The organism is Corynebacterium suedekumii (assembly GCF_030252185.1).
GTDB lineage: Bacteria > Actinomycetota > Actinomycetes > Mycobacteriales > Mycobacteriaceae > Corynebacterium > Corynebacterium suedekumii.
On sequence record NZ_CP126970.1, the window covers coordinates 1,217,649 to 1,237,555 of the forward strand.

The following is a 19,907-nucleotide window of genomic DNA, read 5'->3' on the forward strand; positions in this document are numbered from 1 at the left end:
CTTCACCCACCGTCGCTGTCCTGTCCACCGGAGGATGCTCGCCAGGTCCCCCGGGCAGGCTCGCTCTGCGGGACCCGGTGATCTGCCCTAGGATCACGCCAGACATGTCCGCGTGGTCGCGGATCTCCGGTGGGGGTGACCGGGCGGACCATGCGCACCGACATGGGTATGACACGGGTATCACCAGGGGGAAGAACATGCTCGGAGTACATCTCGACCGCGTCGTGGAGCCGATCAGCTCGGCCGAACGCGAACCTGCGCCACCGCTGCCGCAGGGCACACTCACCGCGGAGACGGTGCCGCCGGCACACCGGCCCGGGCCGTTGCCGCTCATCCGCATCCTCATGCCCGTGGTGATGATCGCCGGTATGGCCGCCATGGTCGGGTTAATGATGCTCGGCGGGGCCGGCGCCAGTCCGATGATGCTCATCTTCCCGCTCATGATGGGGATGTCACTGCTCATGATGTTCTCCCCGCCGGCCGGCGAGGACGTCGACGAGACCCGCCGCACCTATCTGCGGCACCTGGGAGCGCTGCGGGAGAAGGCCCTCGACCATGCCGAGCGGCAGCGGGCCCACGAATTCCACCGCCACCCCGACCCCGCCGAACTGTGGTCGCGGGTGGGCACCCGGCGGCTGTGGGAACGCGGTGCGCAGGACGCGGACGCGCTCGAGGTGCGCATCGGCATCGGGGACACCGGGTTGTGCACCCCGGTGCAGGTGCCGGACTCGGGTGCGCCGGAGGACCTCGATCCGGTGTGCGCGGTGAGCCTGCGACGCACCGTCCGGGCGGTGAACACCTGCCCCGGGATGCCGGTGGCGGTGCAGCTGCAGGCCTTCCGTTTCCTCGGGATCTCCGGCCCGGGTGCCGCCGACCTCGCGCGGGCGATCGTCGGCCAGCTGGTCACCGCGCACGGCCCGGAGACCATCGGACTGGAGGTCATCGGCCAGGGCTGGGACTGGGTGAAATGGCTGCCCCACACCCGCGCGCCGGAGACCGCGGCCTTCCGTGTGCTCATCGTCGACTCGGTGACCACCACCGGCACCGAGCCCTACCTTGATGATCCGGTGTGGACCACCATCATCGACGTCGGTTCCCGGTCCACCACCGCCCTGGGCATGCGCTGCGAGCAGGAGGGCTTCGCCCTGTCCGCCGACGATGAGCTGCGGGCCCACACCGCCGCCGGCATGGAGGTCCTCGGCCGGCCTGACCGGCTCCGGGAGGAGGAGGCCGTCATCCTCGGTCGGGCACTGACCCGATCCCGCCGCCCCGACAGCACCACCTCCGGCACCGGCAAGGACCTCACCTCACTCATCGGGCTGGCGGACATCGAGCAGCTCACCCCTGAGACCATGTGGCCGGGGCGGGAGCAGTCCCGGCAGCGGCTGGTGGTCCCCATCGGCACCACCCCGCAGGGCGTGCCGGTGCGCCTGGACCTCAAGGAGTCCGCCCACGGAGGCATGGGGCCGCACGGGTTGTGCATCGGCGCCACCGGCTCCGGAAAGTCGGAGCTGCTGCGCACCCTGGTCGTCTCCCTGGTCGCGACCCACAGTCCGGAGGAACTCAACCTCGTCCTCGTCGACTTCAAGGGTGGCGCCACCTTCCTCGGGCTGGAGGCACTGCCGCACACCTCCGCGGTGATCACCAACCTCGCCGACGAGGCCGTCCTCGTGGAGCGCATGTTCGACGCCATCTCCGGCGAACTCAACCGCCGGCAGGAGGTGCTGCGCGCGGCCGGCAACATCGCCAACGTCACCGACTACACCGCCGCCCGCCTGGCCGGCCGCGATGACCTGGAACCGCTGCCGGCACTTGTCATCGTCGTCGACGAGTTCTCGGAACTGCTCGCCGCCCACCCCGACTTCGCCGACCTCTTCGTCGCGGTCGGTCGACTCGGCCGCTCGCTGCACGTCCATCTTCTCCTGGCCAGCCAACGACTCGAGGAGGGCGACTACGCGGTCTGGACTCGCACCTGTCCTACCGGATCGGGCTGAAGACCTTCTCCGCGGCCGAATCCCGCCAGGTCCTCGGCGTCACCGACGCGCACCACCTGCCCGCCCAGCCGGGCGCCGGGTACCTGCGTCACGACGCCGACGACCTCACCCGATCCCAGGCCGCCTACGTCTCCGGGCCGCTGGCGCGCCGGGATGTCTCGGCCCTGCCGGGCGAGGGGGCGGGCCGGGTGGCGCTGTTCACCGGATGGGACCAGTTCGACGTCGCCGACACCCCGACGGTCTACGACGAGTCGACGACGCTGCTGGACACCGTCGTCGACCGGGCCCGCACCACCGCGCAGGCCCGTGGGCTGCACGCCCACCGCATCTGGCTGCCTCCGCTGCCCGCCGCCATCGAACTGTCCGGCGTGGCCGAGGACGTCGGGGAGCTGGCTGCCGCGATCGGCATCATCGACCGGCCCTATCACCAGCGGCAGGATCCGCTCATCCTCGATCTCACGGCCGGCGGTGGGCACGCCGCGCTCTGTGGTGGCCCACAGACCGGTAAATCCACCGCCCTGCGTACGATCGTCGCCTCGCTGGCCGCCACCCACGGCACCGACCGGGTCCGGTTCTACGTCCTCGACCTCGGCGGCGGAACCCTGGGCACCCTCGACCGACTACCGCACGTGGCGGGCGTGGCCGACCGCCACGACCCGGAACGGGTCCGCCGCATCATCGACGAGGTCACCGGCCTCGTGGAGTCCCCGGAGGAGCGTCACACCTTCCTCGTCGTCGACGGCTGGCACGCCGTCGCCGGTGACTTCGAGGATCTGGTCGAACCGATCACCCGCCTGGCCGCCGACGGCCCCAGCGCCCGGGTCCACCTGCTGCTGTCCACCCCGCGCTGGACCGTCCTGCGCCCGGCGATCCGGGACCTGATCACCCACCGGCTGGAACTGAAACTCGGCGAGCCGATGGATTCGCTCATCGACCGCAAAGCGCAGCAGAAACTGCCCGGCCTGCCGGGCCGGGGGCTCACCGCCGACGGCGGACACATGCTCATCGCCCGCAGCTCCCACCAGGACCTCGCGCACATCAGCGCCACCGCCGGTGACCCGGTACCGCGCCTCAAGGTCCTGCCGGCCCACCTCACTTCGGCCGAACTCGCACCCACCGCGGGAATTCCACTGGCCGTCGGCGGTCCACGCCTGGAGACCCTGGCGTGGGACCCGGCCACCAGCCCGCACGTCGTCTGCATCGGCGGGCAGGGGGCAGGCAAGTCGACGTGGCTGGCCACCGTCGCAGCCGGCATCACCAGCCTGGGGCCCGAGGCGGCCCGCATGGTGGTCATCGACCACCGCCGCGCCCACCTGGGCACCCTGGACGAGAGCATGGTCGCCGCCTACTCGGCCACCAGTGCCGCCACCCAGACGGTGCTCGCCGACGCCGTGGCGACCCTCACCGCCCGGCTTCCCGGCCCCGACATCACCCCGGCGCAGCTGGCGGCGAGGAACTGGTGGTCCGGTCCGGAGATCTACCTGCTCATCGACGACCTCGACCTCGTCACCGACCACCTGCTCCACCCGCTCGTCGACCTGCTGCCGCACGCCCGCGACATCGGCCTGCACCTGGTGCTGGCCCGGAAATCCGGCGGCATCGGCCGCGCTCTGTTCGGCGCGTTCTTCTCCGCCGTCCGCGACCAGTCCCCGGCCGTGATGCTTCTCGACGCCGACCGGGACGAGGGCGCCATCTTCGGCATCAAGCCCGTCCCCCAGCCACCGGGTCGCGGCACCTGGCAGGTCCGTGGTGAGACGGTCGGCGTGTGCCAGATCGCCACCGTCCCTGGCGACGGAGGTGACGCATGAGCGCCCCCGCCCTGCCCGGCACCCTGACCATCACGGTGCTCGACACCGCCACCATCTTCGAGGGCCCCGACACCGTCTACCGCTACGACCTGCCCGGCACCGGCATCATCGACGGGTGGGCGCTGCAGGCCGTGGTCGACCAGGCGAAGGAGATCTGCAGTCTGCACTGGCCGGACGTCGAGATCATCGTCGACGCCCCCGAAGCGGCCACCGAGGTCCTCACCCGGACCTTCCTCAACAAGGGGGTGGCGGCCTATCCCACCGAGGCACTGCGGGAGACCACCCTCCCCGGCGCCGACGACGACGGGGGAGAGGTCACCATCACCCGCCCCACCGAATCGGCCGGGCGGGGCCGCCACCGGCTGGGCCGACACTCCTGGTTCCACCCCTTCCAGCTCGTCATCGCGGCCGTCGTCCTCACCATCGCCGGCCTGAGCTGGTGGCTCGTCGGCGGCCAGAGTCCGCCCCAGGAAGCGGCGGAGGAGACGGCGGCGGCGTCCGCCCCGACCCCGGCGGAGACGGCACCTGAGACGACGGCGACCACGGCGGCGTCGACAAGCAGGGAGCCGGAACCACCGACCACAGTGCTGGAGCTGGCGGGCCTGTCCGTGGCCACGCCCGAGGGATTCCGGCTGGAGGACCGCGACGGCGGGCTCGTGGCGGTGGGGGAGGACCCCGCGCTGCGGATCCACCTCGCCGCCGATCCCGTCTACTCCGTGCCCGCCGACGCGGTGCTCGCGCAGATAGCGGCGATGGTCGACACCGACCCCACCCTCCACCCCCTCGACCCCGAGCGGCGCGCCCAGGGCGATGAGACCACCCGGTACCGGGAAGTTCCCGGCGACGGCTCCGAGGTCACGTGGAGCACATGGATCGAGGACGGCCACCAGCTCAGCGTCGGATGCCAGACCCGGCAGGAACCGACGATTCCGCAGGCAGCGGCCTGCCGCATGGCGCTCGACAGCCTCCGGCTGACCGGGCGGACATGAAAACTTCTCCCCGCCCGGGAACCTCCGGCCCGTTTCCGGAGTCCAACATGCGTGGAAGGGTCGCACCGCGGCCTTCTCCGGGGGACCGTCGGGGACCAGCCCCGACACCACACCAACTTCCATCCCGAGGGGGGAAACACCATGACAGCAATGTTCAGGACCGAATCCGACGTGATGCTGGCCACCGCCGGCCGCGTCGACACCACCAACTCCGAGGTGCAGGGCGAACTGACCCGCCTGCAGGGCGTCGTCGACGGCGTCCGCGGCAGCTGGGCCGGCAGCGCACAGGTGAGCTTCGACCAGCTCATGCAGCGCTGGGACACCTCCGCGCGCGAGCTACGCGAGGCGCTGACCAGCATCTCCGACAACATCCGCCACAACGCCCGGTCCTTTGAATCGACCGAGGCCGACAACTCCCAGGCCTTCACCGCCGTCGGCGGCCAGGGCCTGGCTCTCTAGGAACAGGACACCACCATGGACGCAATCAAGTACCAGTTCGGCGCCATCGAGGCCGCCGCCGGCGACATCAACGCCACCTCCGGCCGCATCAACGGACTGCTCGCCGACCTCAAGTCCCAGATCCAGCCGATGGTGAGCACCTGGGAAGGTGACTCCGCCGTCGCCTACCAGGAGGCACAGGCCAAGTGGGACCGATCGGCCACCGAGCTCAACACCATCCTGTCCACCATCTCCCGCACCGTCTCCCAGGGCAATGACCGCATGAGTGACGTCAACCGCATGGCCGCCGCCAGCTGGGGCTGACCGGATCCCGCCACCACCGGCGGCCGGCCACCTCACCCGTGACCCACGGGCAGACGCGGACCCATCGGCCGGCCGTCGTCGCTGACGGTGACAGCCCGGGCAGGCTGTCACCGTCCACCTCCACCGCCCGCGACATCCTGGACTGCTTCGGCAGCTCCGAACCGTCGCGGGCGGTTTGGTGTTGCCGGGGGTGGTCCCATACACTCAGGAGTCTGTGTGTGCTGTCCCGACGCACGCGTTCTCCCCTGGGAGATCATGCGGACCAGGACGGCAGGTCACCTCGCGGGTCCCCACCGGCCGCCGGATGTGACTGTGGCGCGCAGCGTTTGGCCGGCAGCCCCCAGACAGACTTTCAAGGAGTCATTTTGTCTACTTACCACCCGACGAGCGGTGACATCACCCGCAAGTGGTACGTCATCGACGCCACCGACGTGGTGCTGGGCCGACTCGCCTCCCACGTGGCAGACCTGCTGCGCGGCAAGGGCAAGCCCCAGTTCACCCCGAACGTCGACTGCGGCGATCACGTCATCGTGATCAACGCCGACAAGGTCCACATCTCCTCCAACAAGCGCGACCGCGAGATGCGCTACCGCCACTCCGGCTACCCGGGTGGTCTGAAGTCCATGACCCTGGGTAAGGCTCTGGACACTCGCCCGGACCGCGTGGTCGAGGAAGCAATCGTCGGCATGATGCCGCACAACAAGCTTTCCCGTTCCTCCGCCAAGAAGCTCCACGTTTTCACCGGCTCCGATCACCCGTACGCCGGCCAGAAGCCCGAGACCTACGAGATCAAGCAGGTGGCACAGTGACTGACCCGAACCTGAACGACGACTCCACCGTGGCCGAGGCAGCCGACATCCAGGCCGCCACCGCCGCCACCGAGGAGTTCAACTACACCATCGGCGACGCCGTCGCTCCCGAGGTCGAGGCCGATGAGGCAGAGGTCGAGACCTCCGTCCACTTCGACGGCCCGATCCAGACCGTCGGTCGCCGTAAGCGCGCCATCGCCCGCGTGCGCGTGGTCGCCGGCTCCGGCGAGATCACCTGCAACGGTCGTCCGCTGGACGAGTACTTCCCGAACAAGCTGCACCAGCAGGACATCCTGTCCCCGCTGGCTCTGCTGGAGCGTGAAGGCCAGTTCGACATCAAGGCCAACATCTCCGGTGGCGGTCCGACCGGCCAGTCCGGCGCCATGCGCCTGGCCATCGCCCGTGCACTGAACCTTTACAACCCGAGCGATCGCGCAGCCCTGAAGAAGGCTGGCTTCCTCACCCGTGACGCCCGTGCCGTCGAGCGTAAGAAGGCCGGTCTGCACAAGGCACGTCGTGCCCCGCAGTACTCCAAGCGTTAATCACCTCTCGCTTGCCGACGCCGCCCCCTCCCGCCTCATGCGGAGGGTGGCGGCGTTCGCCGTTCCCGGGGTCGGACTCTTTGGCTCTCCACAGCCACATGCATAATGGACGCCATGACTCGACTCTTCGGAACTGACGGTGTTCGCGGCCTGGCGAACAAGGACCTCACCGTCTCCATGGCCCTCAAGCTCGGTGCGGCCGCCGCCCGGGTGCTCACCGCCGACCGGAAATCCTCCGACCTGCGCCCCATCGCCATCGTCGGCCGTGACCCCCGGGTCTCCGGCGAGATGCTGGCGGCCGCCCTGTCCGCCGGCATGGCCTCCTGCGGTGTCGACGTCCTCCGCGTCGGCGTCATCCCCACCCCGGGTGTCGCGTTCCTCACCGACGACTACGGTGCCGACATGGGTGTGATGATCTCCGCCTCGCACAACCCGATGCCGGACAACGGCATCAAGTTCTTCTCCTCCGGTGGCCGCAAACTCCCCGACACCGTCGAGGACGAGATCGAGGCCGCCATGAACGATCTCCCGGAGACCGGCCCGACCGGCACCGGCGTCGGCCGCGTCATCGAGGAGGCCCCGGACGCCCAGGACCGCTACCTCGCCCACCTCCGGGAGGCCACACCCACCGACCTGACCGGCATCAAGGTCGTCGTCGACTGCGCCAACGGCGCCGCCTCCGAGGTTGCCCCGCTGGCGTATGAGGCCGCCGGTGCGGAGGTCATCGCCATCCACAACCGCCCGAACGCGCTCAACATCAACGACAACTGCGGTTCCACCCATATCGAGCAGGTGCAGAAGGCCGTCATCGAGCACGGCGCCGACCTGGGCCTGGCCCATGACGGCGACGCCGACCGCTGCCTGGCCGTCGACGCCGCCGGCAACGTCGTCGACGGTGACCAGATCATGGCCATCCTCGCGGTGGGCATGAAGGAGAAGTCGGAGCTGCGGAAGAACACCCTCGTGGCCACCGTCATGAGCAACCTGGGTCTGCGGATCGCCATGGAGGAGCAGGGCATCACCATGCTCGAGACCAAGGTCGGCGACCGCTACGTCCTCGAGGAGCTCAACGCCGGCGGCTTCAGCCTCGGCGGCGAGCAGTCCGGCCACATCGTCCTGCCCGACCACTGCACCACCGGTGACGGCACCCTCACCGGTCTCAAGCTCATGTCCCGCATGGCCGAGACCGGCAGCTCCCTGGCCGAGCTCGCCGGCGTGATGACGGTCCTGCCGCAGGTGCTCATCAACGTCCCCGTCGAGGACAAGAACGCCATCATGGGCGACGAGCGCGTCAACGCCGCCATCCGCGAGGCCGAGGAGGAACTCGGCTCCACCGGTCGCGTCCTGCTCCGTGCCTCCGGCACCGAGGCCCTGTTCCGTGTCATGGTCGAGGCCGCTGAGAGTGAGCAGGCACGCAAGGTCGCCGGCCGGCTCGCCGCCGTCGTGGCCTCCATCTGACGATAAATTTTCCGGTTTCCGGGAACCTTTGGCCCCCTCGGGCAGTCCAACACTGGTGTAGACCAGTTGCGACTTCACGAGGGGGATTGTCATGTCCGGGATCAGACTGGACCATCGGGCGGCGAAGGCGGCACTGCGACGCCTCATGGCGGAGGGGGAGGACCACCACCGTCGTCACACCGCGACCACGCCGGCGCTACCCGCCACCGCCGCGGGTCGCGCGTTCGTCGACCGGGGAGCGGCCATCGCCGACGCCCTGCGCCGGGTGCACGAGCACGGCGCCCGGAGTATCGACGCCCTGCGGGCCACCGCGGACGCCGCAGCGGAGCAGGTGGACGTCTTCCGCGACGTCGATAAGCGCAACGCCGACGACCTGGCGGGACGCTCATGACCGCGGCAGGCTACGGCGCAGCCGTGGACATGCTCCGCACCGCCTCCCGCGGCACCTACCGCGGGCCGGCGATCCCCGTACCCAAACTTATCGACGCCCTCCGCACCACCGAGGGCCTCAACCCCGACGACCTGGTCACCCACACCCGCGCCGCCGCCGGACCTGCCGCCGGGGCCTGGCTCGGCCCCCTGATCCAGGGGCTGCTCACACTGCTCGCCGAAATCGCCCTCGCCGAACTCCTCCGCCGCCTGGTCGACCGGGCCCAGGACTGGTGGGACAACCGGGACGCCGCCAGGAAACTCGAGGACTCGGCAGAAGACGCCGGCAACGCACTCAAGGGCATCGAGGACGTCGCCGACACCGCACTCACCGAGATCACCGACGCCCTCACCGCCGTGATCACCCACCTCTGCGCCTTCCTCTCCCGCATCGACCCCGCCGCCCACCCCGGCATGTTCCAGGAATGCGTCGGAGCCGGCTCCGACCTCATCGACTCCGCCGGTGACGCACTGCTCCAGACCTGCGCCGACCGCGACGAAGCCGTCGCCGGCTGCCTCGACGAGTTCCTCGCCCGCTGCGAGGCGGTCTGTGAACAACCCGTCGCCGTCCCACAGAAGGACGTGGCCCGATGCGACAAACCACCAGCCGCACCGGTGCCGGCCCCGGAGAGCCCCGTGCCCCCGGTCGCGCCTGGCGTTCCGGTGTCTCCGGTTGCCCCGGTTGCCCCGGGTTTTCGGGTGAGGCGGTGACCGCGCCGCAGTCCTCCGGTGCTCCGACCCCGGCTCCGGCTCCGCCAACGTCGGCAGGCGGGTCTGCGCCGGTGGCGCCGGTGGCGCAGGAACAAACGACAACACCGCAGGCCACGGCGCCGGCCGTTCCCGAGACCCGGGCCGACGACCACCCGCCGACCACTCCCACCGAATCCGTGCCGGAGACCGCCCCGGACGGGGACGCGCCCGAGGACCTGCCGACCTCCCCACAGACCGTCACCCCGGGACCCGTGGACGAGACCACACCGGCAGCCGGAAACTGCGCCGACGTGCTCGGTGCCGCAGGCCTGGGAGTGGCGGCCCTCGGCCTGGCGCTGCTCATCAGCCTGCTGGAGGAGTGCCTGCCGGAGCTGGCAGGGGCGGACTTGGTTCCCGATGTCGTTCCGGAACCCGCTGAGGCAGCAGAACCGCTGATGGAACCGGCTGCGGAGTCCGGGATCGAACCTGAAACGGAATCGGCCCTCGCCGAGGTACCGGAACCGACACCACCGCCCAAGCAGACCGCGCCGGAGCCACCGGCGCCCCCGGCTGACCTCACCGACGTCCCCGAACCGCCACCGCCACCCAAGCAGGAGATCCCCACACCGCCAGCGGCGGACATGCCCGCCCCAGCCCCCGACAACACTTCCACCCCGGCACCGGTGCCGGGCGGCGCACGAAAGGCAGGTGAATGGTGATGGAGTTCGAGGAGTTCTCCCGCCAGTTCCGCGCTCGGACCACCCAGCGGATGATCGAGTTCGAGAAGGCGCTCGCCAAGGCTCAGGAGCGGGTGGAGAAGTCCACGGCAGCGCCGACGCCGCGGACCCGTTCTACCACGCCCGCGCAGGCCCCCGGGGGACACACGCCGGCCCTTCGACCGGGTGCACGGGGTCAGGTGCAAGGAGTGCTGCGGAGGAACTGACGGGGTCCTCACCGGTCCTCGAGAGGGTCTCACTATAAACGGGGGTAATAGAACGTCTATTCTAGCAATAGGGGTTGACGGTGCCGTTCGTGGCGGTAGACTCGAACATGTAAGCGACAGGGGAATCGTTGAAGAATCGGGGGTGACAATGGTGTCACGGCAGATCACACAACTGGTCGACCAGATCGAGGTCGCCATGACCACCCTGGCTGATCTCATGGCCGAACCCGATCATGTTGACTTCCACTCGGTGCGGGCTGATTTCATCCGCCTGGAAAAGACCATGAACGCCAAAGCCTACCTCGACGCCTCGTTTGCCTGGCTGGTAGAACGCTCCGACGCCGGCCGCCTGGTCGGTTCCAGTCGGCCCATCGACTTCCTCATCACAGCACTCGGGTTGTCCTGGCAGGAAGCAGTCGACCGGGTCGGACGCGGTGAGGGACTGTTCACCACACCGGCCGTTGCACCCATGCCCACCCCGGAACCTGAGGCAGGGGAATCCGCCGAGGAGACACAGAAACGCGAGCACAAGCTTCGGGAGGAAGAAGCCCGCCGCCAGCAGGAAGACGAGGATGCCCAGAAACAGGCCCGGGACCAGGCCCGCAAGGTCGCCGCAGAGAAACAGAAGATCATCCGGCAGGAACTCCGCACCCTCAACGAGCATTCCTCCCCCAGTCGTGCTGTGCTGCAGGCAGAAGCATTGAAGGAGGCAGGCCACCGCTCCCCGGAGGATCTGCGGGTCTGGCTGCGCCGGAAGGTGACCAACGCCAATGCCGTTGGACGCCAACCCGACGGGAGAAAGGACCGGCTGGCCGGGCACAAGAAACGCGCCCTGCGTCTGGGTAAGCAGGACACCGACGGCAACGTGAGTATCTCCGGGTCCCTGCCAGCGGATGTCGCTGCGATGCTCACCGCCGCCCTGGCACCGGGACTACGCCCCGGAGCGAACACAGAAGTGCCAGACGACAAGGACAAGCGCAGCCGGGCCCAACGCGCCGTCGACCAGCTCAGTGTGCTGCTGTCACGTCTGCTGTCGGACGAGTCACCGAAGTCCCGTCAGGGGGTTGGTTCGGTGGTGGTCAGCATGACCACAAAAGATGTCGAGGAGATGACCGCAGACAGCCGGTTCCTGTCGAATACCGGGCATCTGCTCTCGGCGTTGGACATCCTCACCCTCGGTGCTGCTGCCTTTGACCTTGGTGTGCTGCATGACGAGCAGGGTCAGCCGTTGGCCCTGGGTCGGACGAAACGCACGGCAACCCTGTATCAGCGACTCGCTCTGTTTGCCTATGAGGGGTTGTGTGCCTGCGGTACCTGTGACGGGGCGATGATTCATGCCCATGTGCACCACATAATGCCGTGGGCCCGGGGTGGGGTGACGGATCTGGAGTACCTCACCCTGGAGTGCCCACCCCATCATGCGGATAACAATGACAACCAGGATGGGGCCGGTGGGATGGGGCATATGGTGCGGGACCCGGAAACGGGACGGGCGGGGTGGCAGCCACCGGATGGTGGGCCGATCCAGTTCAACGACACCGAACTACAGGAATATTCTGCGGGGGCGAAGATCAGGGCGAGATCGAAACCGCCTGGCCCCACCGTGTCCCCACCCGCCGACAACCCGAAACCCGGCCCCACGGGCCTGTTCGACCTGCCCACCGGCGGATGACCGGATGAGGCGGGGAACAAAGAGACGACGCACAGTACGGGTATCAACCCCTGCGGTGCGTCGTCAGTGTGGGAGAAAGCGGCTACTTCTCCAGCTCGCTGAGCTTCGTGCTGCCTTCAGCCCCGGCTTTCTTGGCCAGGTCGCGGCCGGCGAAGGATTCGACGTTCTTGCCCTCGGCGAGCTTGGCGGAGAAGGCGGAGTACTTGCGCTGGTCATCCAGCTGGTGGAGCAGGAAACCGGTGAGCAGGCCGCGGGCGACCTCGGTGCCGGAGGCCTGCGAGAATCCTTGACCGATGGCGAGACGGAAGAGAGTGTCCTCGGTGAAGCCGACCTGGTTACCGTTGTCGACCTCGCGGTAGGCACAGGGGCCACCCCAGTTGTAGGCGACCTTGGCTGGGTTGCCGGTATCGAAGAGATCGTGCTTGCCGGCACCGATGACCAGTCCCGGGGCGGTGACCGAGCGGGCGGCCTCATAGGCCGGCGGGGCGGTGACCGCGGGGTAGAGCGCACCGACAGCGCGGACCATGGAGTTGTTTGCGGCGGTGAGCACCGCGGCGCCGGCGCCCATGCCGTGGCCGGCGATGCCGAGCTTGCCGGGGGAGACGGTGACATTGCCGTTGCCGAGCTTCACACCAGCGGCGATCTGCAGGGCGGTCTCCAGGTCAGCGGCGAAACCGCGGTGGTCGGGGACCAGGCCGGTTTCAGTGTCGGGGGCGGTGACAACGATGCCCCAGCTGGCGAGATGGCGCAGCGTGCCGTGGTAGACCTTGATCGACTTGGTCCAGTCGTGTCCGAACGCGATCGCCGGGACGCCGTTGCCCTCGGCGGGGGCGTAGACCTTGCCCGGGAGGCCGGCGTAACTGAGATCGCCGACGAGCACGCGGTGCGGTCCGCGCTTGGACAGTTGGGCCAGGTGCTTCTTCAGATTCTCAGACACGCCCACCAGGATAGTGGAACTTATCGACGTCGCGGAGACGGACGCGGAGACGGACACGGGGGAGGGGCGCGGTGGTGGGGGACAGGTGGGCGTCGATACGCGAATCCACTACAGTTTTCGCTATGTGTGGAATCGTTGGATACGTCGGTGAACGACAGGGCCTCAACCTCGCGCTGGATGCGCTGCGACGCATGGAATACCGCGGGTACGACTCGTCCGGTATCGCCGTCGCCGGAACCGACGCCGAGGGCGGTCGTGTCATCAACATGGTCAAGCGGGCCGGCAAGCTCGCCAACCTGGAGGACAAAATCGCCGAGGTCGGCGAGGACACCTTGACCGGCACCACCGCGATCGGGCACACCCGCTGGGCCACGCACGGCCGGCCCACGGACGCGAACGCGCACCCGCACATGTCCTTCGACGGACGTGTCACCATCGTGCACAACGGAATCATCGAGAACTTCGCCCCGCTGCGCGCCGAGCTGGAGGCCGCCGGCATCGAGCTGAAGTCCGAGACCGACTCCGAGGTCGCCGCCCACCTGCTGGCGCAGGCCTACAACGACGGCGAGACCGCCGGCGACTTCCGCGCTTCCGCGCTTCACGTGCTGGGCCGTCTCGAAGGCGCGTTCACCGTGCTGTTCATGCACGCCGACCACCCGGACCAGATCATCGCCGCCCGTCGCTCCACCCCGCTCATCGTCGGCGTGGGCGAGGGCGAGATGTTCCTCGGTTCCGACGTCGCCGCGTTCATCGAGTACACGAAGAACGCCGTGGAGCTGGACCAGGACAACGTGGTCGTCATCACCAGGGACGGTTACGAGGTCCTCAACTTCGACGGCTCCGCCGCCGAGGGCAAGCCCTTCACCATCGACTGGGACCTCGCCGCCGCCGAGAAGGGCGGCTTCGACTCGTTCATGATGAAGGAGATCCACGAGCAGCCGGCAGCCGTCCGCGACACCCTCGCCGGCCACTACCAGGACGGGCGTGTCGTCCTCGACGAGCAGAACATCTCTGAGAACGACCTCAAGAGCATCAACCAGGTCTTCGTCGTCGCCTGTGGTTCCGCCTACCACTCCGGTCTGCTGGCCAAGTACGCCATTGAGCACTGGGTCCGCATCCCCGTGCAGATCGAGGTGGCCTCCGAGTTCCGCTACCGCGACCCGGTTCTCGACGAGCGCACCCTCGTCCTGGCCATCTCCCAGTCCGGTGAGACCGCCGACACCCTCGAGGCCGTGCGCCACGCCAAGACCCAGGGGGCGAAGGTCCTCGCCGTGTGCAACACCAACGGTTCCCAGATCCCGCGCGAGTCCGACGCTGTCCTCTACACCCACGCCGGCCCCGAGATCGGCGTCGCCTCCACCAAGGCGTTCCTCGCCCAGGTGGCCGCCAACTACATCGTCGGCCTCGCCCTCGCCCAGGCCAAGGGCACCAAGTACCCCGACGAGATCGCCGAGATCTGGCAGGCACTCGAGGACATCCCCGGCAAGATCGAGCAGGTCCTCGGCACTAAGGACCAGGTCCAGGAGATCGCCGACGTCCTCGGTGCCGTCCGCACCATGCTCTTCCTCGGCCGCGGTGTCGGCTTCCCCGTGGCCCTCGAGGGGGCGCTCAAGCTCAAGGAACTGGCCTACATCCACGCCGAGGGGTTCCCCGCCGGCGAGCTCAAGCACGGCCCCATCGCCCTCATCGAGGACGACCTGCCCGTCGTCGTGGTCGTGCCCTCCCCGCGTGGCGTCAAGCTGCTGCACTCGAAGATCGTGTCCAACATCCAGGAGATCCGGGCCCGCGGCGCGAAGACCATCGTCATCGCGGAGGAGGGTGACACCGCCGTCGAGCCCTACGCCAACTGGCTGATCACCATCCCGGAGTCCGCCTCCATCATGCAGCCGCTGCTGGCCACCATTCCGCTGCAGTACCTGGCCGCGGATATTGCGCGGGCCTGCGGCAACGATGACATCGACAAACCGCGTAACCTGGCGAAGTCCGTGACCGTGGAGTAACCCGTCCGGGATCGCCGAGACCCCTTCTCCCGCATGCGCGGGGGAGGGGGTCGTGTCGTCGGTGGGCGGTGGCTGTCACCGGGACGGCGTCAGGCCACCGTCTCGGTGGCAGCCAACCTGTGCAGCCGGGGGATCGGCATGCGCATGTTGAGGGCGGCGGCAGTACCGGAACCTGGCCAGTGCAGCACCGCCGCCCGATCGGCGAGGTCACCCTCGACCACCACCGGATCCTCCTCGCCGGAGGGGATGGGCCCGCTCATCTTGAGTGACTGGCCCCACTGATCGGTCCAGAAGTAGACGGGGTGGTCGAGGGCGGGGGCGTCATCGCCGTGCAGGAGTGCAGCTGCGGCCACCTTGCCCTGTTCAATGGCCGTGGTCCAGATCGGTTTCCGGCCCACCCCCGACGGGCCGTTGATCCAGGTGACGTCACCGGCGGCGACGATCCGGTCGGTGATCCGGCAGCGGTCGTCGGCGATGAGGCGACCGCCAGCCAGCAGACCCGAGTCTTCCAACCAGCCGATGTTCGGCAGATCCCCGGCGGCGGTGATGACGATGTCCGAGGTCAGCTCGGACCCGTCGGTGAGGGTGACGGTCATGCCTTCGCCGAACTCCCGGACCGTCGACACCATGGCGTCGATGACCCGCAGTCCCTGCTCGAGGGCGGCATCGGTGAGAATGCCGCCGAGCAGTGACCCGAGATGCAGTTCCATCGGGGTGCCGGGATGGACCAGGGTGACGGGGCAACCGAGGCCGACGGCTCCGGAGGCGACCTCCATGCCGAGTGGTCCGCCGCCGATGACGGTGACCGTCGGTCGGTCGAGGAGATGGCGCTTGAGCACGGCGGCGTCGTCCAGCGATCGGAGCGTGAGTTCGCGCGCGCTGTCGGTGAAGCGGCGGGCGTGGGAGCCGGCGGCGATGATCAGGCCGTCGAAGCCCACCTGGGTGCCGTCATCGAGGGAGACGGTGCGGCCGTCGGTGTCGAGGCCGACGGCGGTGCGGCCGAGTAGTTCGGTGCCGCCGTGGGTGGGGTCGGGGAGTGTGCCCACGTCGAGGTCCTCGCCGGGGGCGAGGGCGACCTTGGACAGGGCGGGGCGGGAGTAGGTGGCGTGCGGTTCCTCGCCGATGATGGTGAGGGCTCCGTCGTATCCGAGGCGGCGGAGGGTGTCGCCGGCGGTCAACCCGGCCACGCCGTTTCCGACGATGACGATGCTGTGCAGGTCAGCCATGTGCTCACACCAGCTTCAGGGCGGCGACGGGGCAGACGCGGACGGCGTCCTGCGCGGTGGGCAGGTCGGCTTCGTCGATCTCGGGGCGGTCGATGACCAGTTCGCCGTCATCGTCGAGGTGCATGAGGTCCGGGGCGGCCTCCTCGCAGAGGCCGTGGCCCTCGCAGCGCGGGCGGTCGAGTTCGATGCGGGTGGTGCTCATGAGTGTCCTCCTGGTGGTGCGGACGTCGATGTGACCGGCGTCATGGTGGTGTGGTTCTGAGCGTCGCAGAACAGCCGCAATGTGTCTAATGAATGTTTCTCATGGGTTATATTCGTCATATGGATACCTCCGGCCGTCGGTCGACCGTCAACCTGGCGACGGTGGACCTCAACCTCCTCGTCTCGCTCCATGCGTTGCTGGAGGAGCGCTCCGTCACCGGCGCGGCCGAGCGGCTCGGTCTGTCCCAGCCGGCGATGAGCCACGCCCTGCGACGGATCCGGAAACTGTTCGACGACCAGATCCTCGTCCGGGAGGGCAATCGCAGCATCCTCACGCCACGGGCCAAGGGTCTGCTCGGGCCCCTGCGTGATGTGCTCTCCCGCACCTCCGGGCTACTGGGCGGGGAGATTTTCGACCCCCGGCACAGTCAGCGGACCGTCACCGTCGCCATGTCGACGTCGGTCGCCTACATTCTCGGTGGACCGCTGACCCGCCTGCTGGAGGAGCAGGCCCCGGGGGTTCGGCTGCGGGTGATCACGACGGCGGACATGTCCGACGCGGTGTTCACCGAAGGGCAGGCCGATGTGCTGCTGCTCGCCGAGGGGTACGCCTCCTCGCACTCGCGGGAGCGGCTTTTCGACGATGACTGGGTCGTCGTCAGCGGCACCCCCGGCCTCAGCGCCGACAACGTCGTCGACCGCCTGTGGACCTGGCCTCACGTGGTGCTCGACGCCGACCGCATCCCCCGCCCCTACGAGATGCTGCGCCACCGGGGTATCGAGGTGGACATCGATGTCCGCGTCAACGACTGGTTGCTGGTCCCGCAGTTCGTCGAGGGGATGCGTCGCGTCGGTCTGCACCGGCGCCGGATCATGGAACGAATGGCCCGGCACCGGGAGCTCTACTTCGTCCCCTTCCCCTTCGATCTGCTCGGCCTCAGCGTGGACATGGTGTGGAACCCCTGGTTGGCTGACGATGCCTACCGTGGCTGGTTGCGGGACCTGCTCGTGCAGGCGGCCTCGGGTGGCGAATGACATTCGCCAGATGAATGGGGGAGATCACAAATATTCATTTGTCAGATGTATCGCCCTGAGGTTGACTGTGGCCCATGACACACGCCACCGCCACCGCCGTTCCCACCACCGACCTCGACCTCTTTTCCGACGAGGTTCTGGGCAACCCCACGACGTACCACAACCAGCTGCGTGAACAGGGCACCGTCGTCCACGTCCCCGCCAACGACGTCTGGGCGATCACCCGCTACGACCAGGTCCGCGACGCCCTCGGCGACCCGCTCACCTTCTCCTCCACGAAGGTCGCCTTCAACGACACCTCCAACGGCTACCTCCGGGGCACCTCACTCGCCTCGGATCCGCCGCAGCACGGACCCCTGCGTGCCGCCCTGTCCGAGAATCTCAACAACCGCGCCATGCGGAAGATGAAGGACGACATCTTCGCCAAGGGTGACGTGCTCGTCAGGGAGCTGGCCGCCACGGGGGAGTTCGACGGCATGACGGAACTGGCGGAGGCATTCCCGGTCTCCATCGTCATGGACCTCATCGGCATCCAGGGGGAGATCCGGGAGAAGATGCTGCCCTGGGGTGAGGCCGCCTTCAACATGCTCGGGCCCCTCAACGAGCGCGCCACCTCCGGCCTCCCGCTCGTCGGTGAACTCGTCGAGTGGACCCACCACACCGTCAAGGCAGACGACCTTCTCGAAGGCTCCATCGGCCGGGCCCTGTTCGCCGCCGCCGAGCGGGGAGACATCCCCCACGAGGCCTGCGGCATGATCATCCACCAGTACATCGCCGCCGGCCTGGACACCACCATCACCTCCATCGGTAACGCCCTCGAGCTTTTCGCCGCGCACCCGGACCAGTTTGAACTGCTGCGCTCCGATCTCTCCCTCGTCCCGGCCGCCTTCATGGAGGTGCTCCGTCTGCGTACCCCCGCTCCGGTGCTGGGCCGCGGAACCACCCGCGACGTCGAGGTCGACGGCACGACCATCCCCGCCGGGGCCCAGGTCGCGCTGCTTCTCGACGCCGGCAACCTCGACCCCCGCCACTACGACAACCCCGAGGTCTTCGACATCCGCCGCAACCCGGTGGACAACCTCGGCTTCGGCTACGGCATCCACGGTTGTGCCGGCCAGGCGCTCGCCCGCCTCGAGGCCCAGGCCGTCATCAAGGCGCTGGCCACCCACGTCGAGTCCTACACCGTGGCCCGGACCGAGCGTCGCCTGAACAATTTCACCCACCCGTTCTCCTCCATTGAGATCACGGACGTCGTGCTCGCCTGAGAAACTGCGCGACCCGGCGCACCCCGCCGGAACACCCGCTACCCTCGCCACCATGAGTCTCACCTTCCATCACGTCACCCTCGGCCAGCGCGTCCTGTTCGGGGCAGGGCAGGCCGCCACCCACCTGGCGGAGGAGATCGACCGCTTCAGTGCGGAGCGGGTCATGGTCATCGCCAGTCCCCGGGAGATGGACCGGGCCCGGGAGATGTTCGCCGGGATCGAGGTGGCGGTGTGGCACGACGACATCGCCATGCATGTGCCGGTGGAGGTGGCGGACCGGGCCCGGGACGCCGCGCGTCTGGGGCACATCGACCTGCTGGTCACGGTGGGTGGTGGTTCGGCGGTGGGGACCGCGAAGGCGGTGAGTCTGACCTCGGGTCTGCCACAGGTCGCGGTGCCCACCACCTACGCCGGTTCGGAGGCGACCAATGTGTGGGGGATGACGGAGGCCGGCCGGAAGGTCACGGGGACGGACGACGTGGTTCTGCCGGTGTCGGTGATCTACGATCCCGAGCTCACCCTGTCGCTGCCGGTGGGGCTGTCGGTGGCGTCGGGGTTCAACGGCATCGCGCACTGCGTCGATTCCCTGTGGGCGCCGAGGGTCGATCCGATCACTGCGGCCCTGGCGACGGAGGGGGCCCGGGCGTTGGCGGCGGGCCTGTCGCAGATCGTGGAGGACCCCGCCGCCGTCGACGGCCGTGATCAGGCCCTCTACGGTGCCTATCTCGCCGCGGTCTCCTTCGCGTCTGCCGGATCGGGCATGCACCACAAGCTCTGCCACATCCTCGGCGGCACCTTCAACCTGCCGCACGCCCAGACCCACGCCGTCGTCCTGCCGTATGTGCTGGCCTTCAACGCGCCGCACGCCCCGGCGGCGGAGGCGCGGCTGGCCACCGCCTTCGACGCTCCGACGGCGCTGGCGGGTCTGCAGGATCTGCGACAGCGTCTCGACGCCCCGCGGTCCCTCGCCGAGCTCGGCTTCACCGCCGAGGGCATCCCGGCCGTGGTGGAGCAGGCCCTCGAGGCGGTCCCGGACTCCAACCCCCGCGAGGTCACCGCGGACAATCTCACCGCGCTGCTCACGGCGGCGCTGCAGGGGGCGGATCCGGCCGGCGGGTGATCGGCGGTCCTCGTCAAGGGTGGCAGA

17 protein-coding genes and 1 pseudogene are annotated in these 19,907 nt (G+C 68.8%); 15 read left to right on the top strand and 3 right to left on the bottom strand.

The window, feature by feature from the left end:
* Positions 1–197: 197 nt before the first annotated feature.
* The 11 genes and pseudogenes from eccCa to QP029_RS06195 all read left to right on the top strand — a co-directional run bounded on the left by eccCa (position 198) and on the right by QP029_RS06195 (position 12,096).
* Positions 198–3,802: pseudogene (gene eccCa / locus QP029_RS06145) on the top strand (type VII secretion protein EccCa).
* Complete coding sequence (locus tag QP029_RS06150; protein ID WP_284875925.1) at positions 3,799–4,791, top strand: type VII secretion-associated protein; 993 nt, start codon at positions 3,799–3,801, stop codon at positions 4,789–4,791. The pseudogene eccCa and the gene QP029_RS06150 overlap by 4 nt, the downstream one beginning before the upstream one ends.
* A 141-nt stretch (positions 4,792–4,932) precedes the next feature.
* Positions 4,933–5,250 (top strand): WXG100 family type VII secretion target, encoded by a 318-nt coding sequence (locus QP029_RS06155; RefSeq protein WP_284875926.1) that lies wholly within the window; start codon positions 4,933–4,935, stop codon positions 5,248–5,250.
* A gap of 15 nt (positions 5,251–5,265) precedes the next feature.
* On the top strand, positions 5,266–5,553 hold the full coding sequence (locus tag QP029_RS06160) for a WXG100 family type VII secretion target (protein ID WP_284875927.1): 288 nt from the start codon (positions 5,266–5,268) through the stop codon (positions 5,551–5,553).
* 365 nt (positions 5,554–5,918) lie between these two features.
* Positions 5,919–6,362, top strand: a complete 444-nt coding sequence (rplM, locus tag QP029_RS06165; RefSeq protein WP_284875928.1) for a 50S ribosomal protein L13 — start codon at positions 5,919–5,921, stop codon at positions 6,360–6,362.
* A complete protein-coding gene (gene rpsI, locus QP029_RS06170) occupies positions 6,359–6,904 on the top strand; it encodes a 30S ribosomal protein S9 (protein ID WP_284875929.1) in 546 nt (181 codons plus the stop codon). The genes rplM and rpsI overlap by 4 nt, the downstream gene beginning before the upstream one ends.
* A gap of 114 nt (positions 6,905–7,018) precedes the next feature.
* Positions 7,019–8,362: a phosphoglucosamine mutase gene (gene glmM, locus QP029_RS06175; protein WP_284875930.1), complete on the top strand. Its 1,344-nt coding sequence runs from the start codon at positions 7,019–7,021 to the stop codon at positions 8,360–8,362.
* 91 nt (positions 8,363–8,453) lie between these two features.
* Entirely contained in the window at positions 8,454–8,753 is a 300-nt protein-coding gene (locus tag QP029_RS06180) for a hypothetical protein (RefSeq protein WP_284875931.1), read from the top strand.
* Entirely contained in the window at positions 8,750–9,502 is a 753-nt protein-coding gene (locus tag QP029_RS06185; protein WP_284875932.1) for a hypothetical protein, read from the top strand. The genes QP029_RS06180 and QP029_RS06185 overlap by 4 nt, the downstream gene beginning before the upstream one ends.
* Positions 9,499–10,200, top strand: a complete 702-nt coding sequence (locus QP029_RS06190) for a hypothetical protein (protein WP_284875933.1) — start codon at positions 9,499–9,501, stop codon at positions 10,198–10,200. Before QP029_RS06185 ends, QP029_RS06190 begins: the two co-directional genes overlap by 4 nt.
* Positions 10,201–10,572: 372 nt before the next feature.
* Entirely contained in the window at positions 10,573–12,096 is a 1,524-nt protein-coding gene (locus QP029_RS06195; protein ID WP_284875934.1) for an HNH endonuclease signature motif containing protein, read from the top strand.
* 82 nt (positions 12,097–12,178) lie between these two features.
* Here the strand turns inward: QP029_RS06195 and QP029_RS06200 are convergent, their stop codons facing one another.
* Positions 12,179–13,033, bottom strand: coding sequence for a poly(ethylene terephthalate) hydrolase family protein (locus tag QP029_RS06200; protein ID WP_284875935.1), 855 nt, complete (start codon positions 13,031–13,033; stop codon positions 12,179–12,181).
* Between the two features lie 122 nt (positions 13,034–13,155).
* Between QP029_RS06200 and glmS the strand changes: the two genes are divergently transcribed.
* Positions 13,156–15,033 carry a glutamine--fructose-6-phosphate transaminase (isomerizing) gene (glmS, locus tag QP029_RS06205; RefSeq protein WP_284875936.1) on the top strand — a complete coding sequence of 626 codons (1,878 nt, stop codon included), beginning with the start codon at positions 13,156–13,158 and terminating at the stop codon, positions 15,031–15,033.
* Between the two features lie 89 nt (positions 15,034–15,122).
* Here glmS and QP029_RS06210 read toward each other — a convergent pair whose 3' ends face one another.
* Both QP029_RS06210 and QP029_RS06215 read right to left on the bottom strand, forming a co-directional pair.
* Positions 15,123–16,259, bottom strand: coding sequence for an NAD(P)/FAD-dependent oxidoreductase (locus tag QP029_RS06210; protein ID WP_284875937.1), 1,137 nt, complete (start codon positions 16,257–16,259; stop codon positions 15,123–15,125).
* Positions 16,260–16,263: 4 nt separating this feature from the next.
* Positions 16,264–16,461, bottom strand: coding sequence for a ferredoxin (locus QP029_RS06215; RefSeq protein ID WP_284875938.1), 198 nt, complete (start codon positions 16,459–16,461; stop codon positions 16,264–16,266).
* Between the two features lie 119 nt (positions 16,462–16,580).
* On the opposite strand from QP029_RS06215, the gene QP029_RS06220 reads away from it, so the two are divergent.
* From QP029_RS06220 to QP029_RS06230, 3 genes are all read left to right on the top strand, one after another.
* Positions 16,581–17,495, top strand: coding sequence for a LysR family transcriptional regulator (locus QP029_RS06220; protein ID WP_284875939.1), 915 nt, complete (start codon positions 16,581–16,583; stop codon positions 17,493–17,495).
* Between the two features lie 74 nt (positions 17,496–17,569).
* Entirely contained in the window at positions 17,570–18,760 is a 1,191-nt protein-coding gene (locus tag QP029_RS06225) for a cytochrome P450 (protein ID WP_284875940.1), read from the top strand.
* Between the two features lie 52 nt (positions 18,761–18,812).
* Positions 18,813–19,880, top strand: coding sequence for a maleylacetate reductase (locus QP029_RS06230; RefSeq protein WP_284875941.1), 1,068 nt, complete (start codon positions 18,813–18,815; stop codon positions 19,878–19,880).
* The last annotated feature ends 27 nt before the right edge of the window (positions 19,881–19,907 follow it).

Coding starts and splice junctions, on each gene's coding strand:
- QP029_RS06155 (WP_284875926.1), top strand. CDS start 4,933: ATGACAGCAATGTTCAGGACCGAATCCGACGTGATGCTGGCCACCGCC.
- QP029_RS06225 (WP_284875940.1), top strand. CDS start 17,570: ATGACACACGCCACCGCCACCGCCGTTCCCACCACCGACCTCGACCTC.
- glmS (WP_284875936.1), top strand. CDS start 13,156: ATGTGTGGAATCGTTGGATACGTCGGTGAACGACAGGGCCTCAACCTC.
- QP029_RS06180 (WP_284875931.1), top strand. CDS start 8,454: ATGTCCGGGATCAGACTGGACCATCGGGCGGCGAAGGCGGCACTGCGA.
- QP029_RS06220 (WP_284875939.1), top strand. CDS start 16,581: ATGGATACCTCCGGCCGTCGGTCGACCGTCAACCTGGCGACGGTGGAC.
- QP029_RS06150 (WP_284875925.1), top strand. CDS start 3,799: ATGAGCGCCCCCGCCCTGCCCGGCACCCTGACCATCACGGTGCTCGAC.
- QP029_RS06215 (WP_284875938.1), bottom strand. CDS start 16,461: ATGAGCACCACCCGCATCGAACTCGACCGCCCGCGCTGCGAGGGCCAC.
- QP029_RS06195 (WP_284875934.1), top strand. CDS start 10,573: ATGGTGTCACGGCAGATCACACAACTGGTCGACCAGATCGAGGTCGCC.
- glmM (WP_284875930.1), top strand. CDS start 7,019: ATGACTCGACTCTTCGGAACTGACGGTGTTCGCGGCCTGGCGAACAAG.
- QP029_RS06210 (WP_284875937.1), bottom strand. CDS start 16,259: ATGGCTGACCTGCACAGCATCGTCATCGTCGGAAACGGCGTGGCCGGG.
- QP029_RS06160 (WP_284875927.1), top strand. CDS start 5,266: ATGGACGCAATCAAGTACCAGTTCGGCGCCATCGAGGCCGCCGCCGGC.
- QP029_RS06230 (WP_284875941.1), top strand. CDS start 18,813: ATGAGTCTCACCTTCCATCACGTCACCCTCGGCCAGCGCGTCCTGTTC.
- QP029_RS06185 (WP_284875932.1), top strand. CDS start 8,750: ATGACCGCGGCAGGCTACGGCGCAGCCGTGGACATGCTCCGCACCGCC.